The sequence below is a fragment of the Kitasatospora sp. NPDC036934 genome (assembly GCF_055608425.1).
Window position 1 is genome coordinate 15103 of the sequence record NZ_JBVJQR010000026.1, and the last position, 18689, is coordinate 33791.

Genomic DNA, 18689 nt, shown 5'->3' on the forward strand with positions numbered 1-18689 from the left:
GGACCGGTGAACCAGGACAGGTGAGGGCCCGGCGGCTACGGCTGCCGGGCCCTTGTCGTGTGCCGTTCCGGCTGCTGGCGCCCGGCGACCGGCCGACGACTGCCCATCGACTGCCCGCCGGACGCCCGCCGACTGTCCGTCGATACAGAAACGTATCTCCCGGGACCTTGACGGCCTTTCCCCGTCGCCCTAGGTTCAGCGCTGCAAGTTTCCGGCAAGTTACAGAAACTTCCTGCAGGCTTCACCCCCGGCTGTCCCCCACCCCAGCCACCCCCAGGAGACGACGTGGTCACCACCCCCACCCGCCGGCCCGCCCGTACGGCCGGCGCGCTCGCCGCCTCGGCCGCCCTCGCGCTGTCGCTCGGCACCGCCCTCGGCGCCCCCGCGGCCCAGGCCTCCCCGCCCGCGAACAACGGCAAGGACGTCACCGCCACCCTCTTCGAGTGGCGCTTCGACTCCGTCGCCCAGGCCTGCACCACCACCCTCGGCCCGAAGGGCTACGGCTTCGTCGAGGTCTCGCCGCCCCAGGAGCACATCCAGGGCCCGCAGTGGTGGACCTCGTACCAGCCGGTCAGCTACCAGATCGCCGGGCGGCTCGGCGACCGCACGTCCTTCAAGAACATGGTCGACACCTGCCACGCGGCCGGGGTCAAGGTGATCGCAGACGCGGTGGTCAACCACATGTCGGCCGGCTCCGGCACCGGCACCGGCGGCACCGTGTACACCAAGTACAACTACCCCGGCACGTACCAGGACCAGGACTTCCACACCTGCCGCCAGCCGATCTCCAACTACCAGGACCGCACCAACGTGCAGGACTGCGAGCTGGTCAACCTCGCCGATCTGGACACCGGCAGCAGCTCCGTCCAGACCACCATCGCCCACTACCTGGACGACCTCGGCTCGCTCGGCGTCGACGGCTACCGGATCGACGCCGCCAAGCACATCGCCGCCACCGAACTCGCCGCCATCAAGGCCAAGATGGCCAACCCCAACGCCTACTGGGTGCAGGAGGTCATCTACGGGGCCGGCGAACCCATCCAGCCCACCGAGTACACCGGCAACGGCGACGTCGACGAGTTCCGGGTCGGCACCGACCTCAAGCGCATCTTCACCGGCGACAAGCTCGCCAACCTCAGCAGCTGGGGCGCCTCCTGGGGCTACCTGCCGAGCAACCAAGCGCGCAGCTTCATCGACAACTGGGACACCGAGCGCAACGGCTCCACCCTCAACTACACCTACGGCAACACCTACACCCTGGCCAACGTCTTCCTGCTGGCCTCCACCTACGGCTCGCCCAACATCTACTCCGGCTACTCCTTCGCCAGCACCGACGACGGCCCGCCCAACGGCGGCACCGTCAACGCCTGCTACCAGGACGGCTGGAACTGCACCCACGCCTGGCGGCAGATCGCCAACATGGTCGGCTTCCGCAACGCGGTCGCGGGCACCGGGGTGACCGACTGGTGGTCCAACGGCAACAACGCGATCGCCTTCGGCCGTGGCAACCGGGGCTACGTCGCGATCAACCACGAGACCGGCGCGATCACCCAGACCTTCCAGACCGGGCTGCCGGCCGGCACCTACTGCGACGTCCAGCACGGCGACCCGCAGCCCGGCGGAGGCTGCACCGGCCCGACGTACCAGGTCGGCGCCAACGGGCAGTTCACCGCGACGGTCGGCGCGGGCGACGCGGTCGCGCTCTACGTCCAGCCCGGCACGAGCGCCTCCGACACGAGCGCCTCCGGCGCGTCCTTCAACGTCAACGCCACCACCTCGTACGGGCAGAACCTCTACGTGGTCGGCGACGCCCCGGCGCTCGGCGGCTGGGACCCGGCCAAGGCGCTGCCGCTCTCCTCGGCCGGCTACCCGGTCTGGTCGCTGGCGCTCTCGCTGCCGGCCGGCACCTCGTTCCAGTACAAGTACCTGCGCAAGGACGCGAGCGGGGCGGTGACCTGGGAGTCCGGCGCCAACCGGACGGCGACGGTGCCGGCCACCGGGAACGTCACCCTGAACGACACCTGGCGGTCGTAGGTCCGGGCCCTCGGACCCCCGTCAGCCCTGGGCTGACGGGGGTCCCCCGTACGAGTGGCCGAGCCGTTCCAAACCCCCGACAGGGGTACGGCGCTGACAGCATCGCGGGATGAGAGCCACCCCCCTCGTCCTGGACCTCGAACTGTGCGGCGGCCGCTGGGACGGCCACCGCAAGCGGGTGCACGCCACCGCCCCGCCGCCCGCCCTGCGGATGGTGCTCCGCACCCGACTGCCCGTCGCCGAGGACGGCGAGTACTGGCCGACGACCAGCGTCTACCGGCTGGACGGGGCGGACGGCGGGCTGCGGTACCGGTACTCGCACGACGAGTAGCGGGCCAGCGCCGAGTGCCCGGCTGTCCGCCCGGCGGGGTGCCTCGGCCGCGCCCGGTGGCAGCCGCGGCCGGTGTCAGCCGCGGCCGATGTACGGCATGGCCGTCGCTATCACGGTGGCGAACTGCACATTGGCCTCCAGCGGCAGCGCCGCCATGTGCCGGACGGTGCGCGCCACGTCCGCGACGTCCATGGTCGGCTCGGGCGCGATCCGGCCGTCCGCCTGCCGCACCCCCGCGCCCATCGCGGCCGTCATGTCGGTCGCCGCGTTGCCGATGTCGATCTGCCCGCAGGCGATCCGGTACGGGCGGCCGTCCAGCGACAGCGACTTGGTCAGGCCGGTGACGGCGTGCTTGGTCGCGGTGTAGGCGATCGAGTGCGGGCGCGGGACGTGTGCGGAGATCGAGCCGTTGTTGATGATCCGGCCGCCCTGCGGGTGTTGGGCCTTCATCTGCCGGAAGGCGGCCCGGGCGCAGAGGAACGCGCCGGTCAGGTTGAGGTCGACCACCGCCCGCCAGTCCTCGACCGCCAGCTCCTCCACCGGGACGGCCGGGCCGAAGGTCCCGGCGTTGTTGAACAGCAGGTCCACCCGGCCGTGGCGCTCGGCGGCGGTCGCGAACAGCGCGTCCACGGCGGCCGGGTCGGTGACGTCGGTCGGCACCACGTGGGCGGGCAGCACACCGGCGGGGAAGGCGTCGGCCGTCCCGCGCAACTGCTCGGCGCGGCGTCCGGCCAGCACCAGCCGCCAGCCGGCCGCGGCCAGCTCGACCGCGACGGCCCGGCCGACGCCGCTCCCGGCTCCGGTGACGACGGCGATCTGTTCGAGCATGGTGGCTCTCCTCGGTGGCTCGGTGGCTCGGTGCCGGCACGGGCGCACTCCGCCCGGACGCTGCCGGCGGGCGTGCTGAGGCGATCGTTCCGGATGTGCGGACCGCCGTCACTGGGCAAAGCGCCCAAAATCCGGACCGCCCGGGAGGCCGGCCGCTGTGGCCCCCGCCGTCCGGCCCCCGCCGTCCGACGGGACCGGTGAAGGCCTTTACCTGATCGCGAACAAACATTGGATTTCCGGTGGCCACCTCGCAACCGGCCGGGCCGGGGCCACGTCATAAGATCGCAGGAAGGTGCGCTTCCGCGAGGGTCCGCGCGCCGTCGCTCCGGGGCCCGCACAGCGTCGCGCCCCGGGCCTGTCCGGCCCCACCGGGGGGCCGCCGCCCGGTCAGACGGACCGGGCGCGACATCGGTCGGAGAGTCCTCACCGTGCTTAGGCAGTCGTCCCGTTCCCGTGCCGTCCTGACCGGCGCCGCCGTGCTCGCCCTGGCCGCCTCGCTCGCGGCCTGCGGAGGGTCCGACGGCGGGAAGGGGAAGGGCTCCTCGGCCGACGGCACCCCGGCGGCGACCCCCGCCGAGGGCAGCCCGCTCGCGGGCACCACCGGGACGCCCTCCGCCGAGCAGCCCACCCCGGCCAACGGGAAGGTGCTGATGCCGACCGGTCCGGCCGCGAACCTCACCAAGGTCCGGGACACCGGCGCGGGCCCGATCATGATGACCAAGGTGGCCGGTGCGAAGTCCGGTGTCACCGGCCAGGTCTGGGTCTGGCTGCCGCCCGAGTACAACGACCCCAAGTTCGCCAAGACCGGCTTCCCGGTGCTGACCCTCTACGCGGGCGGCCAGAGCAACGGCTACAACACCTGGACCGACAACCAGCTGCCGATCCAGGAGGTGGACGAGCAGCTGGCCAAGCAGGGCAAGGCCCACCCGTTCATCATGATCATGCCGGTGCAGAACTTCAACGGCGACGAGAAGAACGCGCTGGACTGCTCCGACATCCCGGGTCAGCCGAAGATGGGCACCTGGATGGCCGAGGACATCCCGGCCTGGGTCCGCGCCAACTTCCGCACCCTGAAGGGCCGCGACAGCTGGGGCGTGATGGGCGCCTCCACCGGCGGCTTCTGCAGTGCCAAGATGGCCCTCCAGTACCCGGACGTCTACAAGGCCGCGGTGCCGATCGACGGCTACTTCATCCCGGACTCCGGGCTGTGGAAGGGCCACGACGCCGAGAAGGCGGCCAACAACCCCAACCTGCTGATCACCCAGGGCAAGGCCGACGTCAAGATGTACGTCACCGCGGGCGGCGCCAACGGGTACGAGAAGGACGTGGTCAAGAGCTGGGTGGCCAAGGCCGTCGCCCCGGTGACCATCCAGTACTACGAGCAGCCGGGTGGGAAGCACCTCACGTCGGACTTCAAGAAGATGATCCCGGACACCCTGCAGTGGCTCACCGCCAACCTGGCGGGGCCGGCCTCGGACTGAGCCGGCACGGTGTGCCGCGGGCGGGTGCCGCCCCGCGCGGAGAGGGCCCTCCACCCATCGGGGTGGCGGGCCCTCCGTCCGTTCCGGGTCCTTCCGGGGTTCGTTCCGCATCCGTTCCGCGCGCCTTCCAGGCGCGTCCCGGGGGAGCACGCCCAACCCGCGCGCAGGCCCGTGACCTGCACGTCAATCGGACATTGATTCGCTTCTGATCGACTGAGAGCACCTTGGATGGGGCGGTCCTCACCGGCCGCCCCCGTCCGCCTCACCACGTCGTGAAGAGAGTGTCATGCCGATCCACCTGCTGCCTCAGCCCGCCGCCTCCGTCCCCGCCCAGGCGGAGCCCGGAGTCGACCACCGGGGCGCGGACGCGTACGGCCCGGCCTCGGACGATGAGGCGTTCACCGTCCGCTTCGCGGGGCTGCGGCTCGTCCACGCCGCCCTGCGCCGGGACCTCGCCCGGCTGCCCAACGCGCTCCGGCTGCTCCAGCCCGACGAGGAGGACAAGGGTGAGGCGATGCTGCGGCACTGGACCTTCATGACCGCGATGCTGACCTGCCACCACGAGCAGCAGGACACCCGGATCTGGCCGATCGTGCGGCGCTTCGCGCCCGAGCTGCGCCTGCTGCTCAACTGGCTGGAGGCCGATCACCACAACCTGGACCACTCGTTCACCCGGGTCACCACGCTGGTCCGGATCGCCAGCCGGGACACCGGCAGCGCCTGGCCGGTCGCGTACGCGATGGAGGACCTGGCGGCCCGGCTGGAGACCCACCTGCGGATCGAGGAGCGCCAGTTGCTGCCCCGGATGGAGCGGGTGGTCACCGGCAACTCCCGGCTCGGCGGTCTCGGCGAACTCCTCGACCTGCTGCGCTCGGCGGAGGGTCCGGGTGCGCCGGACGCGCTGGCCTGGCTGCTGGACGGGGTCGACCCGGTGCTGGTCGAGCGGCTGCTGGCCGAGTGCGACGACGATGTGGCCCGCAACTGGCCGCACTGGCAGGCGACCTACCAGCGCTGCACCGCGCCGCTGTGGGGGCCGGTGGACGGCGGCGGTCTGGGGAGCCTGGTCGACTGAGCGCCGGGTCCTTTTTCGGGCCGTTGATCTACGCGCGTGGCATGTGTCGGTGACATATGCCCGATCGCACCTCGGTTGCCGTCGCAGCCTTCGGCGGGGAGCACCCGTTGGACATGACCGTCGGCCACCTCACCGACAAGAACGCCGGCGCCCCCGCACCCCGCAGTCGCGCACCCCGCAGTCGCGCAGCGATCCCGGGCGTACCGGCGGGAACGGCGGGAACGGCGGGAACGGCGGGAACGGCGGGACGGCGGACGCGAGGACGCCAGGACGGGCAGGGCGCCGAAGCCCGTACCGGCCCTACTCCGGCAGCCGGTTGAGCCACTCCAGCGGAGCGACCCGGATCGCCTTCTGCGGCGATCCGTCCCATTCCACCGGAAGGCTGACCGCCTCCAGCGCCGCCGCCACGGCCCGGCCGACCTCCACCGTCCGCCGCCCCGCCGCTGCCGCCGACTCCTCGTCCAGTTCCTCGTCCGACTCCTCCCCGGTGCGGAACGCGCCGTAGCGCAGCATCAGTCCGTGCCCGGCCGCGGCCGCCTCGGTGTCCTGCTGGTGGAAGAAGACGAAGCCCACCGAGTCCTCGTCGGCTTCGCCGCCGATCTCCGCGTAGCCGCAACCGGCGCAGCAGGTGAAGTCCATCGCCGCGACGATGCCCTGATCCTCCAGCAGGTCGAAGGCCTGCCCCAGCCGGTCCACGTCCGTGAACTCCGGCCACCCGGCCTGCTCGGCCAGCCGCTCGCTCCACAGCGGAGCGACGATCCGCTCCGCCTCCTCCTGAGGCAGCCCCTGGTCATCGAGGACCTCGACCAGGGACTCGGCTATCTCGTCCGGCTCCTGGAAGCCGCACCGGATCAACTCGCGAGCCCGCTCGCGGGCTTCGAGCAGCACGTCGGGGGTGAGCGCCGTCTCCTGGGTCATGCCGGGATCCTCGCACCCACCACTGACAATTCCGGTCCGCGGTCCGCGCCGGTGCGCTACCGTCCGCCGATGACCTCTCTGCTGCAACCCCCGCTGATCACCCGGCTGTTGGCCGCCGAGCGCATCCTGATCGCCGGAGCCGGCGGCGGCTTCGACGTGTACGCCGGGCTGCCGATCGCCCTCGCCCTGCGCGCCGCGGGCAAGGAGGTGCACCTGGCCAACCTCTCCTTCACCCACCTCTACGGCCTGCCCGGAGAGGTCTGGCACGAGCCCGACCTGGCCCGGATCGGGCCCGACACCCCCGCCCCCGAGGGCTACTTCCCGGAACGCACCCTGGCCCGCTGGCTGCGTCTGCACGGAATGCCCGACACCGTGTGGGCCTTCCCGACGGTCGGCGTCCGGCTGCTGCGCGAGGCCTACCGCAGACTCGTCGCCCACCTGGGCGTGGACGCGGTCCTGCTGGTGGACGGCGGCACCGACATCCTGATGCGCGGCGACGAGGCCGGACTCGGCACCCCCGAGGAGGACATGGCGAGTCTGGCCGCGGTGGCGGGCCTGACGGAGGTGCCCGAACGGCTGGTCGCCTGCCTGGGCTTCGGCATCGACGCCCACCACGGCGTCAACCACGCCCTGGTGCTGGAGAACCTCGCTGCGCTCGACCGGGCCGGCGGCTACCTCGGTGCCTTCTCCATCCCGCGCGGCAGCCGGGAGGGCGCGCTCTACCTGGACGCGGTCGAGCACGCCCGGGCCGCTTTCCCCGAGCACCCCAGCATCGTCAACGGCTCGGTGGCGGCGGCACTGCGCGGCGAGTTCGGGGACGTGCGGTTCACCGAGCGGACCAAGGGCGAGAAGCTCTTCGTCAATCCGTTGATGACGCTCTACTTCGGGGTCACGGTCGAGGCGCTGGCCGCCGAGAACCGCTACCTGGACCGGTTGGAGCACACCGTGGTGACCCGCCAGATCAGCACCCTGATCGAGGAGTTCCGGGACGAACTGCCGCGACAGCGCCCGCCCCGACAGTTCCCGCACTGACCGGGGGCGGGATCGCCCGAGCAAGCCCCGGGGCCGCTCAGTGCGGGGCGAGCCGGAACTCCAGGTTGCCGAACCGCACCTGGTCGCCCGGCCGCACCCGGATCCCGCCCGCGATCCGCCGCCCGTTCACATGGGTGCCGTTGGTCGACCCGAGGTCGTACAGCACCCAGCCGCCGCCCTCGTGCCGCAGCTCGGCGTGGTGCCGGGAGACCGAGGCGTCGTGCAGCCGCAGCCCCGAGCCGGGGATCCGTCCGATCGTCAACAGCCCGGCCCCGGCCTGCGGCAGGCTCAGCCCGGGAAGCCGCTCGGTGCGCCAGGCCCGGTTCAGCCGGCCACCGAAGGCGGAAACCCGGCCGACCGTCCGCAGGACCAAGCGCTCGACCGGCCCGCCGGTGGGCAGCCCGGCCACCGCCGCGTCCAACTCGCCGCGGCTGGTGGCCTGCAGGACGATGTCCATCCGGCCGAGGAAGGTGTCGTGCGACAGCCGGCCGCTGCCCGCGCCGTCCCGGAGCACCCCGAGCGCCTGGTCCCGTTCGGCGTCGGAGGGCCGGACGGCACCGGTGGGGAGCTCAGGCTGCGTCATGGCCCGATTGTCGGATCGAGCGGCTCCGACTGTCCAGATCGCGCGGTGTCCCGGCGGGTGGTTCGTCCATCGCTTCGTGCCTCACTGAGCGACAGACGCCCGCTCCACCCGAGCGGTTCCAGCCCGTGGGCAGGGCGTTCAGCCCTTCCGGGCGGCCGCCAGGATCTTCTCCGTGGTGTGCAGGAACCGGGACGTCACCGCCCCCCGGTACTGCTTGCCGAACATCTCCCTGGTGACCCATTTGCCGTCCCGCAGGTGGACCACGATGTACGCGGCCCCCGGATCGGCGCCGAGCACCTCGACGTCGCCCTTCGCGGAGCGGTGCGGGAGCGCGAGTTCGGCTGGCAGCGGCTCGGAGAGGAAGGCGACCACCAGCCGGACGTCCGGTGTCACCTCGACGCCCCGGAACGGCTCGGCGGCGAGCAGCGCGGCCACCTCGTCGACCGTCCGCAGCAGCACCGGCACCGGGTAGCCGAGCGCCTGCTCCAGGTGCTCCGCGATCTGCGCGGTCAGTGCGGCGCGGTCCCGCTCGTCGGTGCCGAAGAAGACGTTCCCGCTCTGGATGTACGAGCGGACGTCCCGCAGCCCCAACTCGGTGAAGAGCGCCCGCAGCCGCTCCATCTTCACCGTCCGGCCCCCGACGTTGATGGCCCGGAGGAAGGCGATGTACGTGGTCGTGGTGGTCACCCGGACAGTGTGGCACCGGCCACCGACAACGCCCGCTCACCGACGGCGCCCGCCCGGCACCGCCCGCTCACCGCGGCCCGCCCGCCCGGCACCGCCTGCCCGCCCATCGCCGCCCGCCCATCGCCGCCCGCCCGGCACCGCCCGTACCCGGCGGCCGTCGGTGCCGGGTGCCAGACTGGCGCCATGGTCACCTGGCAGGATTTCGAGCAGGAGGCACCCGAACTCGCGGCCCTGGTACGCGCCCGGTTCGAGGCCGGCAAGCATCACGTCCTGGCGACGCTGCGCAAGGACGGTTCACCCCGGGTCAGCGGCACGGAGATCGACTTCGTCGGCGCCGACGCCTGGCTCGGCTCGATGTACGGCGCGGTCAAGGCGCGCGACCTCCAGCGGGACGCCCGCTTCGCGCTGCACGCCCACCCGGGCGACGAGACCATGGCGGGCGGGGACTCCAAACTCTCCGGCCGCGCGGTGGAGGTCACCGACGAGACCGAGCTCGCCGCCTTCGCGGCCGACCTGCCCGAGCCGCCGCCCACCCCGTTCCACCTGTTCCGGCTGGATCTCCAGCAGGTGGTGCACACCTCCCTGGAGGGCGACGCCCTGTGGGTGCTCAACTGGTACCCGGGCCGACCGGTGGAGCGGACCAAGCTCCACTGACCGGCCGGTCACGTCCTACGGCCCGGTCACGTCCTACGGCCCGGTCACGTCCTACGGCAGGACGGACTTGAGCGCCTCGGGCGTCCGGGCCACGATGGCGTGCCCGTCGTCCGCGGTGATGATCGGGCGCTGGATCAGCACCGGGTGCTCGGCCATCGCCGCGATCCAGCGCTCCCGCTCGCCCGCCTCCCGGGGCCACTCCTTCATCCCCAGGTCCTTCGCGACCGGCTCGTCGGTGCGGGTGATGTCCCACGGTTCCAGGCCCAGGCGCTCCAGCACCTGCTCCAGCTCGGCGGCGGTCGGCGGGTCCTCCAGGTAGCGGCGCACGGTGTACTCGAGCCCTGCGGCGTTCAGCTCGGTGAGGGCCGTCCGACACTTGCCGCAGCGCGGGTTGATCCAGATCTCCATGTCCGCCAGCCTATCGGGGCCCGGCCCGCTCCCGGGTCGCCGGGAACTCCGCCGAGTCCGACCGCGGTTCACGAACCAGCAACCGGGACGTCGGAGGGGAGCACCGCATGGACGGCGCGGCGATCATCGAGCGGCTGATGACGACGGAGGGCAGGACCGACCCGTACCCGCTCTACGCCCGGGCGCACGAGCTCGGCCCGGTGGCCCCGGCGGGGGACGGGATGTTCGTGGTGAGCGGATACGCGGCGGTCAACAAGGTGCTGCGCACGCCCGCGTTCGGCGTGGCGACCGCCGACATGATGGCCGGCCTCGCCCCGGAGTTCGCCGAACACTCCTCGCTCGCCCTGTTCGGCCGCTCGATCCTCCAGCGCAACGCTCCCGACCAGCCCCGGGTCCGCTCGCTGATCGCCTCGGTGTTCACGGCCCGCCGGGTCGCCGCGCTGCGCCCGGCGGTGGAGGCGGCGGTCGGCCGGCTGCTGGACGAGATGGCCGAGCAGGGCGCCGACGGCTCCCCGGTGGACTTCATGGACGCCTTCGCCTTCCGGCTGCCGGTCGGGGTGATCTGCGAACTGCTCGGCGTCCCCGAACGGGACCGCTACCGCTTCCGCGACCTCGCCTCCGACCTGACCGTCGCCCTGGAGATCGTCCAGGACCTCGACGAGCTGGCCGGCGCCGACCGTGCCGCCGACGAGCTGTCCGGGTACTTCACCGCGCTGATCGCCGAGCGGCTGGCCCGCCCGCAGGACGACCTGGTCAGTGACCTCGCCCGGATCGCCGCCGCGGACGGCGAGCGGCTCTCCGGCGCCGAGCTGCTGGCCAACCTGGTGCTGCTGCTGGTGGCCGGCTTCGAGACCACCACGAACCTGCTCGGCAACGGTCTCGCCCTGCTGTTCCGCCACCCCGGGGTGGCTGCCGGGCTGCGCAGCGGCGCCGTCACCCCGGCCGGGTTCACCGACGAGGTGCTGCGCTTCGACTCCCCGGTCCAGGCGACGGCGCGGCTGGCGCTGGAGGAGGGCCTGTCGGTCGAGGGCCTGCCGGTCCCGGCCGACAGCGGGCTGACCCTGCTGATCGGCGCGGCCAACCACGATCCGGCCCGGTACGACCGCCCCGCCGTGTTCGACCCGAGCCGCACCGACAGCCAGCCGCTCAGCTTCGGCGGCGGCACCCACTTCTGCCTGGGCTCCCAGCTGGCGCGGCTGGAGGGCGAGGTCGCGGTGCCCGCCCTGCTGGACCGCTTCCCCCGGCTCGCCCCGGGCGGCGTCCCGACCCGGCGTGACCGACTGGTGCTGCGCGGCTACGAGACGTTGCCGGTGACGGTCCGGTGACCGTGCGCCGGTGAGCCCGCCCGGTCCGGTCCGGTCCGCCGGCGGAAACCGGGACGTTCGGCCGTTCGTGGCTGGGCCGTCCGTGGGGGAGCATGGAGGGACGAATCCGGTCATTCCACGCGAATCCCTATGGCTGGTCAGCCAGGAGGTCCCCGCCGTGTCAGCACCCCGCCCGCCGCAGCTCGCGGTCGCGCAGCAGCGGCCGCCGCGCTGGGTGCCCTGGCTGCCGGTGATCCTGCTGGTCCTGGACCTGATCGCGGAGGCCGTCGTCCCGGACGCGGTCGCCGCCGGCTTCCTGCTCACCGCCCTGCCCGTGGTGGCCGCGTTCAGCTACGGACCGGCGCTGACCGCCGGCACCACCGTCGGCGCGCTGGGCCTCCAACTGCTGCTGGCCCTGCGGGCCGGCCACATCAACGAGCAGCACCACGTCTGGGTCTACATCGCCACCGCGCTCTCCGGGGCGATGGGGACCGCCCTGTCCTGGCAGCGCACCCGGCAGAACCGCAACCTGCTGCAGGCCCGTACGGTCGCCGAGACCCTGCAGCGCACCGTGCTGCGGCCGGTGCCCGAGCGGGTCGGCGGCCTGCGGGTGGCCGGGCTCTACCGTCCGGCCCAGGCCGACGTCCTGGTCGGCGGTGACCTCTACGAAGTGTGCGACACCGCCTTCGGCGTCCGGGTGCTGCTCGGCGACGTCCGTGGCAAGGGCCTGGGCGCCGTCCGCACCGTCGCCGACGTGCTCGGCGCCTTCCGGGCGGCCGCCCACGACACCCCGGGCCTGGTCGAACTCGCCGACCAGCTGGACCGCGCGGTGCTCCGCGACGCCGCCGACCGCGGCGACGACGAGCTGTTCGTCACCGCCGTCCTGCTCCAGTACCGCCCGGGCACCGACTGCGTGGAGATCGTCAACCGCGGCCACACCACCCCGCTGCTGCTCGGCCCGGGCACCATCGCCCCGCTGACCTGCGCCGACGAACTCCCGCTCGGCCTCGGCCACCTCGGACCCGAGGACGAGCCCGCCAAGCCGGCCACCGTCGCCCTGCCCCCGGGCCACACCGTCCTGCTCTACACCGACGGCGTCAGCGAGGCCCGCGACGCCACCGGTTCCTTCTACCCGCTCGCCCCGCGCCTCGCCGCCCTGGGCAGCACGGCGCCCGACCAGGTGGTCTCCTTCCTCGCCCAGGACGTCCACCAGTACGCCGGCCTGCTCGCCGACGACCTCGCCGTCCTCGCCCTCACCCCTGGACGGGCCCGCCCCGCTCCCACGGGCTCGCGAACGGCACCGCCCGCTCCCGCGGGCCCAACCCCGCCACCGCCAGCGGCTCCGGGTCGTACTCCGCACTGACCGGCCGCAACTCCCGGTAGAACCCCGCCACCACCCGCTGATCCGCCCGCCGGAACCCCTCCCTGTCGTCCCATCCGGCCATCACCGCCCCCGAACTCACCGTCGAATACGGCCTCGGAATCGGCCCGTGAGGCCGGGTGCGCGACCGTGTGGTCGTGATCGGGCCCGCGCCGCCGTCGACGCCGGACTCAGCCGCCCTTACAGCAACGGCCGCACCGAGGGCGTCAACACGCGAACCAAGCGGATCATGAGGCAGATGCACGGCCGTGCCGGGTTCCCCCTGCTCCGCCAACGCATCCTCCTCCAGTGACCACCACGCAGCGTCACCACCGATTACGGGACGGAGCCAATCGCTGGACACGTCCGTCGCTCGCCCCGCCGGAACCGTTGCCCAGTGGCTCCCGGTGGTTGGCAGGGGGGCCGTGACACGCGTGCATCCGAACGGCCTATCGGCAAACCAGCTCCCAGCGAACTACCGTTCGTGCACGCCTGTAAGGCGTTCGAGTGAGGCCTGCTCGACCGCATGGAGCGGCGGTCCCGGTGCCTGCCACTCTGTGGACCATGATCACCAGAAGGTCCCTCTTCTCCGCTGCGGCCTCCGCCGCGGCCGTGGGCTCGCTCTCCGGCCTCTCCGCGACCTCGCACGCCGCCGAACCGGTGCGCGACGCGAACTCGCTGACGATGGCCCGCCGGATCCTGCTCACCGACGAAGCCCACAACGACCTGACCCTGGAATACCTCAGACTCCTCACCGGAAAGTCCCCGATGCGGGCCGCCCGTGAACGCGACGTCCTGGTGGTGGGGGCCGGGGTGGCCGGGATGGTCTGCGCCCGGCTGCTGCGCGCCGCCGGGCACCGGGTGCGCGTGCTGGAGGCCAACCGCAGCCGGGTGGGCGGCCGGGTGAAGACCTTCCGGGGCGAGGTCTGGCAGGACTCCAGGCTGCGGGCGGAGGCCGGCGCCATGCGGATCCCTTCCAGCCACGTCCTCACCCTCGCGCTCGCCGACCACCTCGGCGTCGCCCGCCGCCCGTTCCACCTCCTCGACACCGACCCGACACCCGACCGCACCTCCGGCGACAGCCGGGTCACGTACACCTCCTGGACGGGCGAGACCTTCAGCACCGGAACGCGGCCCCCGTACTTCGCGCCACCCGCCCTCGGCTCACGGCTGATCCACGTCAACGGCCAGACCGTCACCAAGGCCGCCTACGCCGCCGACCCACGGCCCGTCAACAAGTCCTTCGGCTGGGACAGCGGGCAGACCGCGGCCGCCGCCCTCGACGAGGCGCTGGCCACCGCCCGCTCCTACACCCAGACCAGGAACCCGGACGGCACCTGGTCGGACAAGGGCATCGAGGACCGGGTCGACGGCGCGGCCCGCCTGCTGCACGAACTGGACGGCTACTCCCTCCGTCGCTACCTGACGGACATCGCGCACTGGGACGAACCGCAGATCCAGGCGGTCGGCACCCTGGAGAACCTCACCAGCCGCCTCTCCTACGGGTTCCTGCACTCGGCCCTGGACGCCGTCGACATCAACCCGGCCGTCACCTACTTCGAGTTCTCCGACGGCACGGACGCCCTCACCACCGCCCTGGCCCGAGGCCTGCCGATCGAACAGGACCGCGTGGTCACCAAGGTCCTGCTCGACCCCTCCGGCAGCGTGACCGTCCTCGCCGCTCCCGAGACCGGCCCCGAGGACGAAGCCTGCGCCGGCGCCATCGGTGCACCGGTGCACGAGTACCGGGCCGACGCCGTGGTCCTCGCCGTACCGTTCGCTGCGCTGCGCCACGTCGACTTCGACCCGCTGCTGCCGTACGGGAAGCGGCGGGCGATCAACGAACTGCACCACGACACCGCGCACAAGGTGCTGCTGGAATTCACCGAGCGCTGGTGGGAGTGGGACGAGGACAACTGGCGCGGCCGGACGGGCGACGCGTACCGCCCCGCGCCCCACGGGCCCGCCCGGCCGGCCACCGGTGGCGGCTGCGTCAGCGACGAGGCCAGCCGCTTCGTCTACTTCCCCTCCCACCCCAGTGACCTGGGCGCACCCGGCGGCGTCGTGCTCGCCGCCTACAACTGGGCGGAGGACGCGATGCGCTTCGACGCCCTCGCCCCCGACGACCGGCGCACCGAGGCGCTCGACCACCTCGCGGCCCTGTACGGCAACCGGATCCGGCAGTTCGCCACCGACCGTTCGGTGTCACAGTCCTGGCTGCGCAACCGATGGGCACTGGGCGAGGCGGTCGTCGAGACACCCGGCCAGCTGACCAGCCTCGGACCGCACGTCGCCACGCCCGTCGACGGCCGGCTCTACTTCGCGGGGGACCACTGCCAGCCGCGCTACCACGCCTGGATCGCGGGTGCCGTGGCCTCCGGGGTGGAGGCCGCGCTCCAGGTCAACACCAGTGCCTGACCCTGTCACCTCACGCACGGCCGCGCCGGTTCCGGGCGTCGGGCCCACGACACCGGCTCCGTCACCCGACTGTCCCGGCCCCGAGCCGACACCGCCTGCGGCCACCTCCCCGCCCGCGACCATCGCACCGGGCACCGCGCATGCCTCGCCGAGCGCGGTGCCGCCGGCGAACCAGACCCCGTCGGCAGTGCCACGGCCCACCGCCCAACCCCCTGTCCCACCGGCCCCGCAGCAGTCGACCGCCGCCGCGCTCCAGCGACCCCCCGCGCCCGCCGTCCCGGCCCCGGCTCCCGTTCCGGTTCCTCCCCCCGCCGCGGCGGCCGCCGAGTCCGCCCCACAGGAAGGGCCCGCGCCAGCCGCAGCCGAGCGGACCACCACACCCGCCGACCGCCCTACCGGGTCCGCCGCGGTGACACCGAGCCCCACCGCGCTCAGCAGCGGTGTCACGGCCCCGGCCACCGTCGCCGCGCCACACATCTCGCAGCCCTCGACCCTGGAACCCGCGGACCTGTCCGTGGTCCTCGTCTCCCTGCTCCTCCTCGCCGTCCTGCTGCCCGCGGCGGTGAGCGCCGTCGCGTCGTCCCACTGGAGGAACCGTTGATCTTCGTCGTCGTGCCCGTCGTGGCGATCGCCTTCAGCGTCGGGCTCCTGGTCGCCGTGGCACGACTCAGACCCGGCGGCATGACCCCGCACGCCGCGTTGGCGCCCGTGCCCAACGTGCTGGCCTCGGTCGTCGTGCTCCTCTCCAGCTTCGAGGTCGTCACCGGCTGGGCCAACCGCGCCAGTTCACACCCGCTCCACCCACCGGGCGTCGTCTTCGTGGTCGACGTCCTCGCGGCGGCCTGTCTACTGGCCTATCCGGCGGTCGCCGGCCTCCCCTACACCCTTCGCAACCGAATCCTGGTCGGCATGTTCGCACTGCCGGTCGGAGCCCTGCTGGCGCTCTCCTGGGAGCTGCAGCGATGACCGGTCCAGGGGCGATACCGCCCGCGAACGTGTGGACGCAGCCGGGATGGTCGGCATCGCACCTGCTGGACGCGCCTGCTCTCGCTTCGACCCGGGGCACATCCGGGGGCATGAGGGCCCAAAGCCCCACAAGATGCAAGATGCATCACTCGGGGCTCGTTGGCTCAGGCGCCAGAGGCACTGCACAGAACTCCTGCCGAGATCGAACCCAGTGCACTCCCATTTCGCATCGCGAAGCCCAGAGCGTTCGGGGTGAGTCGGCAGCCTAGCGTTTCCGCAGGTCAGAGCCTTGCCTGACCTGCGGAAACGATGAGAGACCAAACAGCGTCTCCGCAGGCCGGGGGGCCTACAGGTCGTAGTACAGCTCGAACTCGTGCGGGTGGGGCCGGAGGGCGATCGGGGCGATCTCGTTGGTGCGCTTGAAGTCGATCCAGGTCTCGATCAGGTCCGGGGTGAAGACGTTGCCGGCGAGGAGGTACTCGTGGTCGGCCTCGAGGGCCTCCAGGACGGCGGGGAGGGAGGAGGGCACCTGGGGGACGTTGGCGTGCTCCTCGGGGGCGAGCTCGTAGAGGTCCTTGTCGACGGGCTCGAGCGGCTCGATCTTGTTGCGGATGCCGTCGAGGCCGGCCATCAGCATGGCGGAGAAGGCCAGGTACGGGTTGGAGGACGGGTCCGGGGCACGGAACTCGATGCGCTTGGCCTTGGCGTTGGAGCCGGTGATCGGGATGCGGATCGCGGCCGAGCGGTTGCGCTGCGAGTAGACGAGGTTGACCGGCGCCTCGAAGCCGGGCACCAGGCGGTGGTAGGAGTTCACCGAGGGGTTGGTGAAGGCCAGCAGGGAGGGGGCGTGCCGGAGCAGGCCGCCGATGTAGTAGCGGGCGGTGTCGGAGAGGCCGGCGTAGCCCTGCTCGTCGTAGAAGAGCGGGGAGCCCTCGGTCCACAGCGACTGGTGGACGTGCATGCCCGAGCCGTTGTCGCCGAAGATCGGCTTCGGCATGAAGGTGGCCGTCTTGCCGTTCCGCCAGGCGACGTTCTTGATGATGTACTTGAACAGCATCAGGTCGTCGGCGGCGTGCAGCAGGGTGTTGAACTTGTAGTTGATCTCAGCCTGGCCGGCGGTGCCGACCTCGTGGTGCTGGCGCTCGACCTCCAGGCCGGACTTGGCCAGTTCCAGGGACATCTCGGCGCGCAGGTCGGCGAAGTGGTCGACCGGAGGGGTGGGGAAGTAGCCGCCCTTGTACTTGACCTTGTAGCCGCGGACGTCGCCCTCGGCGGCTCCGCTGTTCCAGGCGCCGGCCTCCGAGTCGATGTGGTAGAAGGACGCGTTGGCGCTGGTCTCGAACCGCACCGAGTCGAAGACGTAGAACTCGGCCTCGGGCCCGAAGAAGGCGGTGTCGGCGATGCCGGACGAGGCGAGGTAGGCCTCGGCCTTCTTGGCGACGTTGCGCGGGTCGCGGCTGTAGGCCTCGCCGGTGACCGGGTCCTGGATGAAGAAGTTGATGTTGAGGTGCTTCTCGGCCCTGAAGGGGTCGAGGCGGGCGGTGGCGAGGTCCGCGACGAGGGCCATGTCGGACTCGTGGATGGCCTGGAAGCCGCGGATCGACGAGCCGTCGAACATCAGGGTCTCGGACGGATCGAAGGTGGCCGCAGGGACGGAGAAGTGCTGCATGACGCCCGGCAGGTCACAGAACCGGACGTCGACGAACTTGACGTCGTTGTCCTGGATGAACTGCTTCACTTCGGCGGCGTTGTTGAACATCCATCCTCCTCGGCGTGCGCATTGGGACGGCTCACCCTAGGAATGGGTCGTTTCCAGTCGGTGACCCGCTCGTTTCCTAGATGTTAACCGCGACCGCCGGACGGGCGGCAAAGCCCTACGGGACAGGGCAAATCACCCCGCCGACCTGGGGGGCGTCCGAGAAGTGGTCTGGACCATTGGGTAAGCCCGGCGAGCGGGATTCACCCGGTCGTGGCGGAGCCCCGGAGCGACACCCGGCCGACACCCGACCGGAGCCTGACCGCGCCCCGCCGGGAGGGGAGCCGGTGCCGGTCCGCGGCGTGAGCCCGGTTAGTGTGGATTCGTGGACACCAGAGAAGCGTTGGGATCGTGGATCGACGGCCCCAAGGCGGCCGCCGAGAAGATGGGCGCCGACTTCGGATACCGCGGCGAGCGCCTCGGACTGCCCAAGGAGGGCCCTGGTTCGATCGCGGGCCCCGGCCGACGGATCGGCGCGCTGTTCGTGGACGGCTGGCTGGTCTCGCTGGTCTCCTACGGCCTGCTCGCCAAGGGGGACCCGGCCGAGGCCAACCTGTGGACCCTCCCGCTCTTCTTCCTGGTCGCGGTCGTCCTGCTCGCCACCACCGGCACGACGCTCGGCAAGCGGCTGTTCGGCCTCCGGGTGGTCCGCCTCGACGGGCGCCGCGCGACCATCCCGCAGGTGCTGCTGCGCACCGTGCTGCTGTGCCTGGTGGTGCCGCCGCTGGTCTGGGACCGCGACACCCGCGGTCTGCACGACAAGGCGGTCGGCACGGTCGAGGTCCGGATCTGACCGGGAGCCCCCGACGGACCCCGCGACGGAGGCCCTGACCGGGAGCCCCCCGACGAAGGCCGGA

Annotated in this window: 18 protein-coding genes; 12 read left to right on the plus strand and 6 right to left on the minus strand. The window is 72.3% G+C overall.

Features of this window, described 5'->3' with window-relative positions; translation table 11 throughout:
• The first annotated feature begins 285 nt into the window (after positions 1-285).
• Together ACZ7BZ_RS30480 and ACZ7BZ_RS30485 are read left to right on the plus strand one after the other, a co-directional pair.
• Positions 286-2034, plus strand: a complete 1749-nt coding sequence (locus ACZ7BZ_RS30480; protein WP_470361141.1) for a carbohydrate-binding module family 20 domain-containing protein — start codon at positions 286-288, stop codon at positions 2032-2034.
• 109 nt (positions 2035-2143) lie between these two features.
• Positions 2144-2365, plus strand: coding sequence for a hypothetical protein (locus tag ACZ7BZ_RS30485; protein ID WP_470361142.1), 222 nt, complete (start codon positions 2144-2146; stop codon positions 2363-2365).
• A 75-nt stretch (positions 2366-2440) separates the two neighbouring features.
• Here ACZ7BZ_RS30485 and ACZ7BZ_RS30490 read toward each other — a convergent pair whose 3' ends face one another.
• The gene (locus tag ACZ7BZ_RS30490) at positions 2441-3193 is read right to left on the minus strand and encodes an SDR family oxidoreductase (protein WP_470361143.1); all 753 of its coding nucleotides are present in this window, start codon (positions 3191-3193) and stop codon (positions 2441-2443) included.
• A 428-nt stretch (positions 3194-3621) separates the two neighbouring features.
• Between ACZ7BZ_RS30490 and ACZ7BZ_RS30495 the strand changes: the two genes are divergently transcribed.
• Positions 3622-4674 carry an alpha/beta hydrolase gene (locus ACZ7BZ_RS30495; RefSeq protein ID WP_470361144.1) on the plus strand — a complete coding sequence of 351 codons (1053 nt, stop codon included), beginning with the start codon at positions 3622-3624 and terminating at the stop codon, positions 4672-4674.
• Positions 4675-4960: 286 nt separating this feature from the next.
• Positions 4961-5746: a hemerythrin domain-containing protein gene (locus ACZ7BZ_RS30500; RefSeq protein WP_380455838.1), complete on the plus strand. Its 786-nt coding sequence runs from the start codon at positions 4961-4963 to the stop codon at positions 5744-5746.
• Between the two features lie 300 nt (positions 5747-6046).
• Here ACZ7BZ_RS30500 and ACZ7BZ_RS30505 read toward each other — a convergent pair whose 3' ends face one another.
• Positions 6047-6664, minus strand: coding sequence for a DUF6891 domain-containing protein (locus ACZ7BZ_RS30505; protein WP_470361145.1), 618 nt, complete (start codon positions 6662-6664; stop codon positions 6047-6049).
• Positions 6665-6733: 69 nt separating this feature from the next.
• Between ACZ7BZ_RS30505 and ACZ7BZ_RS30510 the strand changes: the two genes are divergently transcribed.
• On the plus strand, positions 6734-7696 hold the full coding sequence (locus tag ACZ7BZ_RS30510) for a DUF1152 domain-containing protein (RefSeq protein WP_470361146.1): 963 nt from the start codon (positions 6734-6736) through the stop codon (positions 7694-7696).
• Positions 7697-7733: 37 nt separating this feature from the next.
• Here the strand turns inward: ACZ7BZ_RS30510 and ACZ7BZ_RS30515 are convergent, their stop codons facing one another.
• Together ACZ7BZ_RS30515 and ACZ7BZ_RS30520 are read right to left on the minus strand one after the other, a co-directional pair.
• Positions 7734-8279 (minus strand): FHA domain-containing protein, encoded by a 546-nt coding sequence (locus tag ACZ7BZ_RS30515; RefSeq protein WP_380455833.1) that lies wholly within the window; start codon positions 8277-8279, stop codon positions 7734-7736.
• Positions 8280-8417: 138 nt separating this feature from the next.
• Positions 8418-8966 carry a DUF1697 domain-containing protein gene (locus ACZ7BZ_RS30520; protein ID WP_470361147.1) on the minus strand — a complete coding sequence of 183 codons (549 nt, stop codon included), beginning with the start codon at positions 8964-8966 and terminating at the stop codon, positions 8418-8420.
• Between the two features lie 183 nt (positions 8967-9149).
• Here ACZ7BZ_RS30520 and ACZ7BZ_RS30525 point away from each other — a divergent pair, with 183 nt between their 5' ends.
• A complete protein-coding gene (locus ACZ7BZ_RS30525; protein WP_470361148.1) occupies positions 9150-9620 on the plus strand; it encodes a pyridoxamine 5'-phosphate oxidase family protein in 471 nt (156 codons plus the stop codon).
• A gap of 51 nt (positions 9621-9671) precedes the next feature.
• Here the strand turns inward: ACZ7BZ_RS30525 and ACZ7BZ_RS30530 are convergent, their stop codons facing one another.
• Entirely contained in the window at positions 9672-10028 is a 357-nt protein-coding gene (locus ACZ7BZ_RS30530; protein ID WP_470361149.1) for an arsenate reductase family protein, read from the minus strand.
• A gap of 107 nt (positions 10029-10135) precedes the next feature.
• Here ACZ7BZ_RS30530 and ACZ7BZ_RS30535 point away from each other — a divergent pair, with 107 nt between their 5' ends.
• The 5 genes from ACZ7BZ_RS30535 to ACZ7BZ_RS30555 all read left to right on the plus strand — a co-directional run bounded on the left by ACZ7BZ_RS30535 (position 10136) and on the right by ACZ7BZ_RS30555 (position 16076).
• Positions 10136-11353 carry a cytochrome P450 gene (locus ACZ7BZ_RS30535; protein WP_470361150.1) on the plus strand — a complete coding sequence of 406 codons (1218 nt, stop codon included), beginning with the start codon at positions 10136-10138 and terminating at the stop codon, positions 11351-11353.
• A gap of 157 nt (positions 11354-11510) precedes the next feature.
• Positions 11511-12695 (plus strand): PP2C family protein-serine/threonine phosphatase, encoded by a 1185-nt coding sequence (locus ACZ7BZ_RS30540; RefSeq protein ID WP_470361151.1) that lies wholly within the window; start codon positions 11511-11513, stop codon positions 12693-12695.
• 561 nt (positions 12696-13256) lie between these two features.
• Positions 13257-15110: a flavin monoamine oxidase family protein gene (locus ACZ7BZ_RS30545; RefSeq protein ID WP_470361152.1), complete on the plus strand. Its 1854-nt coding sequence runs from the start codon at positions 13257-13259 to the stop codon at positions 15108-15110.
• A gap of 409 nt (positions 15111-15519) precedes the next feature.
• A complete protein-coding gene (locus ACZ7BZ_RS30550) occupies positions 15520-15711 on the plus strand; it encodes a hypothetical protein (RefSeq protein WP_470361153.1) in 192 nt (63 codons plus the stop codon).
• On the plus strand, positions 15708-16076 hold the full coding sequence (locus tag ACZ7BZ_RS30555; protein ID WP_470361154.1) for a hypothetical protein: 369 nt from the start codon (positions 15708-15710) through the stop codon (positions 16074-16076). The genes ACZ7BZ_RS30550 and ACZ7BZ_RS30555 overlap by 4 nt, the downstream gene beginning before the upstream one ends.
• Before the next feature lie 346 nt (positions 16077-16422).
• On the opposite strand, the gene glnA is transcribed toward ACZ7BZ_RS30555, so the two are convergent.
• On the minus strand, positions 16423-17835 hold the full coding sequence (glnA, locus tag ACZ7BZ_RS30560; RefSeq protein ID WP_350515858.1) for a type I glutamate--ammonia ligase: 1413 nt from the start codon (positions 17833-17835) through the stop codon (positions 16423-16425).
• A gap of 322 nt (positions 17836-18157) precedes the next feature.
• Here glnA and ACZ7BZ_RS30565 point away from each other — a divergent pair, with 322 nt between their 5' ends.
• The gene (locus tag ACZ7BZ_RS30565; RefSeq protein WP_470361155.1) at positions 18158-18625 is read left to right on the plus strand and encodes an RDD family protein; all 468 of its coding nucleotides are present in this window, start codon (positions 18158-18160) and stop codon (positions 18623-18625) included.
• The last annotated feature ends 64 nt before the right edge of the window (positions 18626-18689 follow it).